Origin of the sequence: Chloroflexus sp. MS-CIW-1, assembly GCF_030444705.1 — a bacterium.
Taxonomy (GTDB): Bacteria; Chloroflexota; Chloroflexia; order Chloroflexales; family Chloroflexaceae; genus Chloroflexus.
This window is the reverse complement of record NZ_JAUBWR010000001.1, coordinates 1,071,672-1,084,682: the sequence shown is the minus strand read 5'-3', so window position 1 is coordinate 1,084,682 and position 13,011 is coordinate 1,071,672. Positions and strand designations below refer to the sequence as shown.

The window sequence follows — 13,011 nt, the reverse complement described above, 5'->3', positions numbered from 1 at the left end:
GGTGGGCATTATCAGATACATTGAATACCGGTACAGGAAATCCCATGGATCCATTTATCGCCCGATCCGTTGCCGAGATTGCGGCCGATACGGTCTCAGGCGCAGTGGAAATTGCCCAAAAGTGTGCGGGGATTCTGGCACGGGCAGTACGTAGTCGTCCGATGGCCGATCACGCCGATGTGCAACGTGAGATTCTGACCGTTGGGCGAGCATTAATTCGTAGCCACCCAACGATGGCGCCATTGGTGAATCTGGTTAACGGTTTGCTCTGGCGGTTAGAAGAAGCAACCGATTGTGAAACGGCGTTGCGTTTTGTTGATGAAACGACAAACGACTTTCGTCGTCGTCTCCATGTGCATGAGGCAGCAATTGCTGAAACGACGTTGCGTTTGATCGGTGAAGAAGCTGTTATTTTGACAATTGGTCGGAGTACAACAGTACGTGCCGCATTGCGCCACGCTCAACGCGCCGGTCGTCGGCCGCGGGTGATTTGTACCGAGAGTCGGCCGATTGGCGAGGGCCGTATGTTAGCCGGAGAATTAGCAGCCAGTGGTATTCACACGACCTTGATAACCGATGCTTCGGCGGCTACACACGTTGCGCAGTGTCATCTTGTTTTGGTCGGGGCTGATTTGATCGGGAGTGAAGGTTTAATCAACCGCGTGGGTACGTACCCGCTGGCTCTGGCAGCCCACGCGATGAGTGTGCCGTTTTATACGCTTTGTTCAAGTGAGAAGCTATTACCGCCAGGGTACCGCTTACCCCAACAGTTTCCGATGGTGTCGCATCAGGTCTGGTCAGATGTGCCCCCAGGTATTACGGTGCATACCGCCTATGCCGATCGCACACCACTCGATCTGCTGACTGGGATTATTTCCGAACGAGGTATTTCACCGCCGGTAGGCATCGAGGCCTGGTTAGCGGCAACACATTTGCATCCCCTGCTCCAGGCTGATTTGGATGAGCGGTACGAGTGAGACGTGTCCTTTGATCTGAACGGTTCCTGCCGGTAGGATGACCGACGCGGTTGTCCTACCGGCTCTGTTCCGGTGCAACCCTGCTTCAGCAAAGTTTGTCTCATCCGAGTTGATTGTTACTCATCTCGTCCGATCACTTGTCGGTAGAGGTGTAAGGTCTGCCTGGCCGCTGTTGTCCACGAAAAGCGGGCAGCCTGTTGTGGCCCACGTCGAGCGAGATCGCGTCTTGTTGCCTCATCGTGCCAGAGGTGCTCGATCAGGTCGGCCCAGGCAATCGGATCAAGAGGTGGCGCCAGCCAGGCTGCATCACCAACGACTTCAGGGAAGCTGCTGGTATCAGAGACAATGGCCGGTGCGCCGCAGGCCAGAGCCTCGAGCGCCGGTAGCCCAAACCCTTCATAGCGCGACGGGTTGAGATAAAGACGACAGGCTGCATATAACCAGTGCAGATCATCGCCGCCAACAAAACCGACCCGTGTAATGCGGTCACTTAGACCTAGCTCACCGATCAGTTCCAGAATTGGTTGATCAAGCCAGCCTCGTGCCCCGGCTAACACCAGGTGATAGTTGGTAGATGGTCTACGGTCGCAACAAATGCGTAGTGCGCGCAACAGCGTAGGAATATTTTTGCGTGGTTCAATCGTGCTGACGAAGAGCATAAAGGTATCGGCAGTGAGTGTTTTCCCATCAATGGTTCGCGTAGCACCAGGCGGTAATGACCATGGCTGAAACCGCTCATCGGCTGCCGCGTAAATAACCGTAATCCGTTCTGGTGGAACGCCAAGGCGATCAATAATGTCATCCCGCGTTGCCTGTGAGATGGTGATAATGGCCTCGGCACTAGTTGCAGCGCGCTGAATCTGACCGTAATAACGTCGCGCTGCCTGGTCGAGAATCTCCGGAAAGTGCAGAAAGGCCAGGTCGTGGATCGTAATGACTGCCGGGCAGGGGCGTAAGAAGGGTGGAATAAAATCGGGACTGTGTAACAGCGTGGGACGACGGAGCGTGATTTCAATCGGTAAGCAGATTTGCTCAAGACGATGATGCGGTGGGGTCAACAGATGTGTACGACGTGCGATTGGTACCAGCGGGATGCGGGATCGCACGTGTTCAAGGACAAGTAGCTCCTCATCGTCTGCCAGCAAGGGGATCATAGCCTTGATCAGGCTACGTGTATAGTGGGTAATACCGCCTTGCCGGTAAGCATGCAACCGCGCATCAATAGCAAATCGAATCATCTCGGTTTTTAGATTTCAATTTCAAGCCCATCGTAAGCAAAGGTAACGCCCGAAGGTAGACCATAATCGGCCCGATAATCGACCGTATGCGTCATATGGACGAGAAATGTACGTGGAGCGCCAATTATTCGGGCAACTTCACCTGCCTCAGCAATCGAGAGGTGGGTTGGATGTGGTTCTGCACGTAACGCATTGAGCACCAGCACTTGCACACCGCGGAGGGCCTCCATAGCCGCCGGCGGAATAGCGCTGGCATCGGTGACATAGCCCAATGGTCCGATCCGATAGGCAGTAATCGTCCAGGTGCCATGGGGAATGGCAAGCGGAAGTACCGTCAAAGGCCCGATCTGAAAAGGCCCCTCAATCGTATGAAGGGTAATCGACGGGCGCGAGGAGCCTTGGGAAGTGTCATCGAAGGCATACGCAAAGCGTTGCCGTACATCAGCCAGCGTTTGTGCACTCCCGTAGATTGGCAGCGTTCCCTGGCGCATACAGAATGGACGCAGGTCGTCGATACCGGCGACGTGGTCGAAATGGGCATGGGTAAGTAGTACCGCATCGATGCGACGCAGGTTTGCTCGTAGCGCTTGCATCCGAAAATCGGGACCGACATCGATGAGAATATGTAAACCGTGGCTTCGCACCAGGGCCGAGGTACGTAATCGGTGATGACGAGGATCCGATGAGGTGCAGATTGGGCAATCGCAGCCAATTACGGGAACTCCCATTGATGTACCGGTACCAAGAAAGTGTAGATGCATGCGTTCTGTAAAGATGAATAACGGATGAATACCACAATACATCGGTATTATAGCACGGTTGTTTGCAAGAGTACTGATACAGCAAAAGCTGGCTTTCATGCAGATAATAACATCTCATACGCCAGATTGTACTATTACCGATTGTATTAATAGCTTTATGTGCCTATATAAATAAACTGTTAACCATTTGCCATTAAAAAGGTATTCGCAAGCGCAACAACCTGTCTTATACTATTGGTGAGCGCTAGAGTTTGTGAGCCTGTTCATGATTGGGACCGATGGAACAATTCTTGTGACTCACATCCTTTTCGCTAATCAACGACAGACCTCCTTGTGCCGGGTAGGTTGTTATGAGGCGGCTAATAAAGGAGCTGCAAAGCCAACTCAAATATCAGATCATTGGCCCCTTCCTCGTCCTCGCGGTCTTAGTCGCCATCGTGGGCCTATCAATTGTTGCGTTTTTCCTTGCCCGGCAGCAACAAGATCGTTTTGATAATGAGTTAGCCGCAGCAACCAGGACGGTCAGCGATACTTTTTTTGTACAAGAACAGGCTAACCTTAGTTTTTTGCGCGAAGTCGCTTTTGCCCAGCGGAACGACAGTATTAATGCGCCGGCTGTTGCTGAAGCCTTTGCGTCCGACGATCGCGACGGTTTGCGCAGAGCGCTTGATCCATTCTTTCGTCAGGGTATCCAACGAATTGATGTCCGCCTTGATCGCTTGATCGCCTTTGGCCGTGATGGCCGCACTATCGCCGATTTCGAACGTCTACCTGAGGCAACCAACAACGAGTATATCACCCATGCTTCATCTGACCTTAGCAGTGCCTGGTTCACTTCCCTTGTTTTACAGGGTAAAGCCGACGAACGCGGTGACAAGTATGCCGGTCTGATCCAATTTAGCAATACGCAAACAGTGTATCTGGCTACTATCACACCAGTACGCCAGGGTGAAGAGGTGGTTGGCGGGCTGATTGTAGCCAATCGGCTCGATAAACTGCTCAATGAGATGCTCAAACAGGCACGACTGGATGGGATTATCCTATACGATAAGGACGGCGCGACTATTGCCAGCACATTTAGTAGTCTTGTTCGGCCACCATCGTTGAGATCGGATGTGGTGACAAAACTGATAGAAAAGAATGCTGACCTATACGGACAATCACTCTTTACCGTTGAAACCATTGATGGTAAGGAATATCAATTGGCATACGTGCCGTTAACGATCCGTGGTAGTCGGGTTGGTATTCTGGCGACTGTTCGTGCTCGGGAAGAAGTACTGCTGTCGTGGAATAACATTAGTCCACTGTTGGCAGTCGTGACGCTTGGCCTGGGGTTGACGATCGCTGTCATTGGCTTGTGGGTCACTCAACGCATTACGCGACCGCTTGAGGAGTTGGCAGAAACTGCTCGTGCAATTGTGGACGGTGATCTTCAGCGGCGCGCACGAGTATCTTCTCAAAATGAGATCGGCGAGCTGGCGCGACATTTTAACCGCATGACCGATTCTCTGGTTGAGCTTATTGCTAAGGTGCGGGCTGAGGCGCGCCAACGGGCGGCAATTGTCGAGAGTATTACTGACGGTATTATTTTTACCGATGTTCAGGGTGAAATTCGTTCAATCAATCGCGCAACCCGTCGCTTGCTTGGCCTGGCAGAAGATGCTTCTTTTCCCAAACGCTTGAGTGACTTGCCACTTACGCCATTGACCGAAGGTGTACCTGGGTTTGGTGATCAACGGGCGCACGATCTGTATTCGCTTGGCAATTATATTATCCGACTTTCAGTGGCCGAAGTGCGTGAGGATAACGGCCACTTGTTGGGCTATGTCGCCATCCTGCAAGATCTCACCAAGGAGGTGATGGTTGATCGGGCAAAGACAAACTTTATCGGTACGATTTCGCATGAATTGCGTACACCGCTAACGGTGATTCGCGGAAATGCTGATCTCCTGGCGCGTGGTCTGGCCGGTCCGCTCGCTGATGAACAGAAATCTTTTGTGGAAGCCATTCGCTTGCAGGCAAATAATATGACGACGCTGATTAGCAATGCAATCACCATTGCTAATCTCGACTCCGGAACACTTAGGTCTGTTATCGAGCCTATCGATGTACAACCGCCGATTGAAGATGCAATTTGGCAGGTTCGTGGGCCGATTAAAGCGAAAGGATTACAGCTCGAAGTTGAGCTGCCGAAGAAGTTGCCAAAAGTGCTGGCCGACGCCGAGCATGTACGTACTATCACGCTTCAATTGCTCGATAATGCGCGGCGGTATACCGACACCGGAAGGATTACGGTTTGTGCCATTCCCCAACGCGATGCGCTACGCATTGAGGTAAGTGATACCGGTCGCGGGATACCGCATCATCTCCACGAGCAAATCTTTGAGCGCTTTTTCCGCGGTGAAGGGGTTAACGAAGGGATTAACTCGAGTGAACGCGGTATTGGGCTTGGTCTGGCGATTTGTAAGCAACTGATCGAGCGCTTGGGTGGCACGATTGGCGTCGAAAGCACACCAGGACAGGGCAGTACATTCTTCTTTACATTACGGTACGCCGATGATACCACCACTCCTGAAAAACCGGCAACCCGCATGGAATCGGCTGCTTAGGTATGATCGTTGGCAACAACCGTTACCCTGGCTGATTCTCGCTGCGCTCCTCCTCCTGTTGGGGTTGATTTCGTTGGTCATCAATCTGATGATCAATCAGGTCGCCCCACGTATGGAGTGGTTTAGTGGTGATTTCAATACTGGTCGGGTTGATTACAGTCCCTGGGGTGGTGGGCTGCAATTGCCACCGATTAATCCCAGTATCATTGTACCTGATGAGAGTCCAACTCCAGTACAGACCCCTGAACCTGATCAGATAGAGGACGTACCGGTTGTGGTTATCGAGGTGCCCACCGCAACACCTACGCCGACTGCCACACCGACTGCTACGGCGACCTCCACGCCAACAGCTACCCGTACCCCTACTCCGACTCCGACAAATACACCGACCGCATTGCCAACCGCGACCCCGACCCGGACGGCCACACCTACTCGCACAGTACCGCCTACGCGCACTCCATTGCCAACGTTGACCCCAACGCCGATTGTAACTTCTCCACCTCCGCCGCCACCACCGCCACCAACGTCACTACCATCACCCACGGCGACGCCAACCCGTACTGCTACGGCAACGCCAACAGTGACGCCAACTCGTGTCGTTACCGCGATACCGACAAGTACTGCCACGCCAACGCGGACAGCAACACCGGTACCAACCAGTACCCCGACCCCGCGCCCTGGCGAGTCGATCTTCTTTTTTGCTAATGAGAATATAAGCGTCAATGAAAATGCAGGTACCTTGACGGTAACGGTTCGCCTTGGCTCGCCTGCCGAGCAGACGGTGCGCGTGCGGTATGAAACGATTGCCGGTAGTGCATTGCCCGATGTCGATTATCTCCCTACCAATGGGGTGTTAGTTTTTGCAGTCGGTGAACAGCAAAAAACATTTACCGTTCGTATCATCGCCGATGACCTCTACGAACCTGCCGAGACATTCAGACTACGCTTACTCAATCCAGAAGGTGGTTTTATCGGTATTCCCGGTACTGCAACTGTTACGATTGTCGATACCAGTCCACCACCAGTAGTCCGTTTTGTCAGTGCTGCCGGTATCATAGATGAAGGTGATGGTCTGGCTGCCGTGACCATCCGCCTGGAGCCGGTCTCGGCGGTTGATGCCCAGGTGAGTTATACCGTCACCGGTACAGCCTCTCTAGACGATCACGGTCTCCGTGCGGGCACAATTGTGATACCGGCAGGAGCCAGTGCTGCCCGTTTACTGATCCCGATTATTGACGATCCTGAAGATGAAGCTGATGAGACGGTCATTGTTCGGCTTACATCGGCGGTTAATGCCACGATCGGTTCACCAGATACCCATGCGCTCACCATCCAGGATAACGATCAGGCCGGTATCGTTGTCCAACCGTCGGTTGTTGATGTAGCCGAAGGTGGCCCAGATGGTACCTATACCGTTAGATTGAACAGCCGTCCGACAGCACCGGTGACGATTACGCTTACCGGCGTTCAGGTAACGACAATACCCCCAACTCTCATCTTTACGCCGGATAATTGGGCCGCTCCGCAAACAGTGACTGTGCAGGCGATCGATGATCGGATTGCCGAGGCAACCCCTCATCCGGGATCGGTGAGTCATACGGCAACTAGTACCGATCCCTTCTATCAGGGTTTGAGTCTGCCTGTGCTGAGCGTGCGGATCGCCGACAACGATGTGGCGGCTATTGTCACCTTACCCTTCAGTTTGACAGTAGCCGAAGGTGGGCCAGCGGTAAGTTATACCGTGCGTCTGGCAACGCAGCCAACAGCAAATGTGGTCGTGACTATTACACCGTCAACACAGGTCTTACTTGATGGCCAGACCACACCGGCACCGATAACTCTGTTCTTTACTCCAACCAACTGGAATGTTTTTCAAACAGTGCGTGTAAAGGCTCTCGATGATGACATTGATGAAGGTATCAGCGAGGTTGTGCAGATTACGCATAGCGCAAGTAGTACCGATACCTTCTACAATGGCCTGACAGCGAATGTTGCAGTCACTGTCATTGATAACGATCTGGCCGGTATTGTGCTAACACCGGCGAATCTGACACTGAATGAAGGGGCAACTGCTTCGTATAGCGTTCGTCTCAATAGTCGTCCTGTTGCACCGGTTACAATCACTATTACACCCGAAATTGTTGTACCACCTTCGCCATTGATCGGAAGTAATGATCAGGTTCGTCTCAATGGCTCGGCAACCCTGACTCTGACGTTCACGCCAGATAATTGGAATACACCACAGCTTGTTAATGTGCAAGTGATCGATGACCAGATCGATGAAGCGCTCGATCCGGCCACGACCTATCTTGTTCACCTACGTCATACTGCAACCAGCGCCGGTGATGCGATGTACAACGCGCTTCCACCATCGTTGTTGCCGGTGACGATCATCGAAAACGATAACGCTGCCCTTATCCTTAGCCAAACCAGCCTGACGGTAGCCGAGGGTGGGCCAGCGGCGAGCTATACGGTGCGTCTGGCAAGCCAACCTCTGGCGAATGTAACGGTCACCATTACGCCGGAGCTGGTAAGCGCGGCATCGCCGCTGGTGGGGAGCAGTGGTCAACTGCTGCTGAACGGTCAGCCGACGCTGACGTTGACCTTTACGCCGACGAACTGGAATACGGCGCAGGCGGTTGCGGTGCAGGCGATTGATGACAACGTGGTCGAGACGCTGACCACGACCTACGACCTCGACCTGCGACACGCGGTGGCGAGTAGTAGCGACCCGGTGTACGATGCACTGGCCGACCGGTTGGTGCGGGTGGTGGTGCAGGAGAACGATACGGCGGGGCTGATTATCACGCCCACCAGCCTGACGGTAGCCGAGGGTGGGCCAGCGGCGAGCTATACGGTGCGCCTGGCAAGCCAACCTCTGGCGAATGTAACGGTCACCATTACGCCAGAGCTGGTAAGCGCGGCATCGCCGCTGGTGGGGAGCAGTGGTCAACTGCTGCTGAACGGTCAGCCGACGTTGACGTTGACCTTTACGCCGACGAACTGGAATACGGCGCAAACGGTCACGGTGCAGGCGATTGATGACAACGTGGTCGAGACGCTGACTACAACCTATGCGCTTGACTTGCGTCACGATGTGGCGAGTAGCAGCGACCCGGTGTACGATGCACTGGCCGACCGGCTGGTGCGGGTGGTGGTGCAGGAGAACGATACGGCGGGGCTGATTATCACGCCCACCAGCCTGACGGTAGCCGAGGGTGGGCCAGCGGCGAGCTATACAGTGCGTCTGGCAACCCGTCCGTTAGCCGCAGTAACGATCACTATTACGCCAGAGCTGGTAAGCGCGGCATCGCCGCTGGTGGGGAGCAGTGGTCAACTGCTGCTGAACGGTCAGCCGACGCTGACGTTGACCTTTACGCCGACGAACTGGAATACGGCGCAAACGGTCACGGTGCAGGCGATTGATGACAACGTGGTCGAGACGCTGACTACAACCTATGCGCTTGACTTGCGTCACGATGTGGCGAGTAGCAGCGACCCGGTGTACAATGCGCTGGCCGACCGGCTGGTGCGGGTGGTGGTGCAGGAGAACGACAGCGCTGGGTTGCTCATCACGCCAACCAGCCTGACGGTGGCCGAGGGCGGTGCAGCGGCGAGCTATACTGTGCGGTTGGCGACCCGTCCGTTGGCCGATGTAAGGGTGACGATCACGCCGGAGCTGGTGAGCGCGGCATCGCCGCTAGTGGGCAGCGGCGGGCAACTGCTGCTGAACGGTCAGCCGACGCTGATGCTGACCTTTACGCCGATGAACTGGAATACGGCGCAGGCGGTTGCGGTGCAGGCGATAGATGACAACGTGGTCGAGACGTTGACCACGACCTACGACCTCGACCTGCGGCACGCGGTGGCGAGTAGTAGCGACCCGGTGTACGATGCACTGGCCGACCGGCTGGTACGGGTGGTGGTGCAGGAGAACGACAGCGCTGGGTTGCTCATCACGCCAACTAGCCTGACAGTGGCCGAGGGCGGTGCAGCGGCGAGCTATACTGTGCGGTTGGCGACCCGTCCGTTGGCCGATGTAAGGGTGACGATCACGCCGGAGCTGGTAAGCGCGGCATCGCCGCTGGTGGGGAGCAGTGGTCAACTGCTGCTGAACGGTCAGCCGACGTTGACGTTGACCTTTACGCCGACGAACTGGAATACGGCGCAAACGGTCACGGTGCAGGCGATTGATGACAACGTGGTCGAGACGTTGACCACGACCTACGACCTCGATCTGCGGCACGAGGTGGCGAGTAGCAGCGATCCGGTGTACGATGCGCTGGCCGACCGGCTGGTGCGGGTGGTGGTGCAGGAGAACGATACCGCCGGGCTAAGTTTTACCCCAACCACACTGACAGTAACCGAAGGTATCGCTGGTACCTATGAGGTCAGGCTAACCAGTCAACCGCTCGCTCCGGTGAGCGTGACCATCGACGGTCAGGGATATTTGCTGGTGAACGGCAGTGGAACCACTACGCTGACCTTTACCGCAGCGAACTGGAATAGTGCGCAAACGGTGAGCGTACTCGAACCCAATGTCGATCAGATTACTCGCCCGCCACGTAATCGTACCATATTGCACGCTACGACTAGTTCCGATCCGCCTTACAACGGTTTAAACAGTACGCTACCTGTAACCGTTACTGATGATGATATTCCGGGGATTCTTCTCAGCACTACGACCCTTACCGTCACCGAAGGTGGTAGTGTCAATTACACTGTGGCTCTGGCTACGGAACCCACGGCAGCCGTTACGGTGACAATTGACGGTCAGGGTGCGGTGTTGGTGAATGGTAGCCCGGTGACCACACTTACCTTTACCGCAACGAATTGGAATACACCGCAGACCGTCACGATCTCCGTGCCCGAAGATGCAATCGCTGAAGCTGTGCAGACGGTCGCTATCACTCATCAGGCAAGCAGTACCGATTCGTTCTACAACGGGTTAAGTGGCCCATCGCTTGCCCTCACCATTCTCGACAACGATACCGCAGGCTTTGTTGTTACTGTTCCAGCAGCCCCGTTGATTGTGTCGGAAAACGGCGACAGTATCACAATCAGACTGCGTCTGACCAGCCAGCCTACCGCAAATGTACAGGTCAGTATCTCAGTTAGTGATCTAACCGAAGGGAATGTAGCGCCGCCTAGTGTCATCTTCGACAATACGAACTGGAATACTGACGCGGTGTTTATCGTAAGCGGCGTTGATGATTCGCTTGAAGATGGTCATCAACCGTTCACTGTCCAGTTTGCGCCTGCTATCAGTACCGATCCCTTCTACAATGGCCTCTCGCCGACGCCGAACAGTGTAACTGTGATCAACCGCGATAACGAGCCGGTACGCATAAGTATTGAAGATGTCGTGCGGTTTGAAGGTGATAGTGGAGTCTCCAACAGCAACTTTATTGTGCGTCTGAATCGGGTTTCGGATCGCGATGTCCTGATCGACTATGTAACAAATGATGGTACAGCTACCGCTGGTCTGGATTATAACTCTGCGTCGGGAACGCTCACCATACCTGCCGGCTTATTGCAGGCGACGCTACCGATTGGCGTGATCGGTGATACCCTGGCCGAAGACGATGAATTTTTCACGGTCAGTTTGAGTAATCCGCGGGTGACATTACCTGGTCAGCCGACGAGTATTGTGACCGATGAGACGTTGGTCATTAGCGATGGCCTTGGGGTCGGCATCATCCTTGATGATGATCCACCTGCGATTCGGTTTGCCAGCAGTGACGTTGTTGTGCAAGAGAGCGGTGTTTCAGCTACGCTGACAGTGACGCTGAGTCGAGCGTATACCACACTGGTCACAGTTGATTATGCAACGCGAACTGGCGGCACGGCTCAACCTGGTGATGGCTCGCAGCCCACGCACGATTACGTACCGACGAATGGTACGCTCACGTTTGCACCGGGTGTAACAAGTCAGACGTTCACAATCCAGATATGGAATAACAGTGCTGACGATCAGCCATTTGAGACGGTTCAAGTCGAATTGAGTAATCCGACCGGCGGTGCGACGCTGGGTAATCCGGCAATTGCTACGGTCACGATTGTCGATGCGGAGGCGGTTTTACTCACGCAGAACCCAACCGCATTGCAAACGGCCGGTCCTAATTATACAACCTACAACTGGAATTTCTACGGAGTAAACGAGGGTGCATCAATCGTGCGCATCGATGTACCGTGTGGCGTAACCGGTCAGTTGGCAGTCGAATTGCTTAGCCCATCGATCAACCCAACTACTAATCTATGGGACGTTATTCGTGGTACTGCTGAAACAACAACCTTCGCCCTCTACCGTATGCCGGTAGGCTGGCAGGCTAGCGACGGCTATCCGCCGACGGTTGGTACGCTAGTGACTAGTGCTACCTATCTCCCCAATACTGGTGATGCTACAACGTGGGTCAGCTTGCCTGGAATTAGTAACCCAACGCCGTGTGGTGCCTATCTCCTGGTTGTGAGTGTTCCTGATGACGATACTAATGGCTGGGCGGTACGCAGTGGTTGGAGTGGTAGTGGGGCGCCGACGGTTGATTTAGATGGGATACCGGGAAGCGGTGATGAGATCGTCCAGGGTATCTTGCGTCAGAGCCTGCGCCACCCACCGGGAACACCTGTGTGTACGACCTTCTTCCAGTACGTGGCGCCGGGCTTGAGTAGTGTCACCTTCCACAACTTTGATTTGAACGATGTCGGTACAGCCTGGGTGCGCTATTACCCGCCCGGATCGCTCTACGATCCGACCGGTCAGAGTGGCGGGATTGTTGGCACGGCTTCAAACGATGGTCAATGGAACAACGGGAGCGCAACGGCGCGTGGTGGTGATGTCATTCTTTCTCCACAGCCTGGTTGGTGGCGGATTGTGACCTGCACGAATAGTGCTTCCAGTGAGAATCACTTCATCCAGGAAGGTCAGACCGGTGTACCACTGTACGTGACCCTACCGCCAGTACCTGATGTTGCCTTGCAGCTAACCTCTGCATCTTCGGTTACGACAGAGAGTAATTTCAATCTCACAATCAATTATAGCAATCAGGCCAATGGTATCACTGCCGGTGCAGCACGTAATCTACAACTTAGCATCACCTTGCCTGATGGAATAAGTTTCGCTCCGGGTGCGTGTACCGCTGCCCCTGGCCCGTGTACAATTAGTGGTCAGGTCATGACCATCAATGCTGGTTTACTGACAGCCGGGTCCGGAAACACCTTCACAGTTCCATTGGTTGCCGGTTCGGTTCCGGTAGGTGCGGCGCCGATAACAGTCCAGGCAAACGCAGCCGATCAGAGTGATCATCCGTACCTCTGGCGAGGTTATACAATGGTGCGGATCGTGCCGTAACTCGTAGTGTCAAGTTGTAATTGTCACATAACATTGCTCGGAAGGGTAACTGCTAGTATCACAGTTGAATGTATGTGA

Annotated in this window: 5 protein-coding genes and 1 pseudogene; 4 read left to right on the top strand and 2 right to left on the bottom strand. The window is 54.3% G+C overall.

Annotation, left to right across the window (positions count from 1 at the left end; translation table 11 throughout):
* Positions 1–44 precede the first annotated feature (44 nt).
* Positions 45–977 (top strand): translation initiation factor eIF-2B, encoded by a 933-nt coding sequence (locus QTO31_RS04290; RefSeq protein WP_301428200.1) that lies wholly within the window; start codon positions 45–47, stop codon positions 975–977.
* Positions 978–1,093: 116 nt separating this feature from the next.
* On the opposite strand, the gene QTO31_RS04285 is transcribed toward QTO31_RS04290, so the two are convergent.
* Together QTO31_RS04285 and QTO31_RS04280 are read right to left on the bottom strand one after the other, a co-directional pair.
* On the bottom strand, positions 1,094–2,215 hold the full coding sequence (locus QTO31_RS04285; RefSeq protein WP_031459766.1) for a glycosyltransferase family 4 protein: 1,122 nt from the start codon (positions 2,213–2,215) through the stop codon (positions 1,094–1,096).
* 8 nt (positions 2,216–2,223) lie between these two features.
* Positions 2,224–2,976: an MBL fold metallo-hydrolase gene (locus tag QTO31_RS04280; protein ID WP_031459765.1), complete on the bottom strand. Its 753-nt coding sequence runs from the start codon at positions 2,974–2,976 to the stop codon at positions 2,224–2,226.
* A 350-nt stretch (positions 2,977–3,326) separates the two neighbouring features.
* Between QTO31_RS04280 and QTO31_RS04275 the strand changes: the two are divergent.
* From QTO31_RS04275 to QTO31_RS04270, 3 genes and pseudogenes are all read left to right on the top strand, one after another.
* Positions 3,327–5,042: pseudogene (locus QTO31_RS04275) on the top strand (HAMP domain-containing protein); the annotation flags it as partial.
* 141 nt (positions 5,043–5,183) lie between these two features.
* A complete protein-coding gene (locus QTO31_RS19385; RefSeq protein ID WP_411278399.1) occupies positions 5,184–5,585 on the top strand; it encodes a sensor histidine kinase in 402 nt (133 codons plus the stop codon).
* The gene (locus QTO31_RS04270; protein WP_301428198.1) at positions 5,533–12,933 is read left to right on the top strand and encodes a Calx-beta domain-containing protein; all 7,401 of its coding nucleotides are present in this window, start codon (positions 5,533–5,535) and stop codon (positions 12,931–12,933) included. The genes QTO31_RS19385 and QTO31_RS04270 overlap by 53 nt, the downstream gene beginning before the upstream one ends.
* Positions 12,934–13,011: the final 78 nt, after the last annotated feature.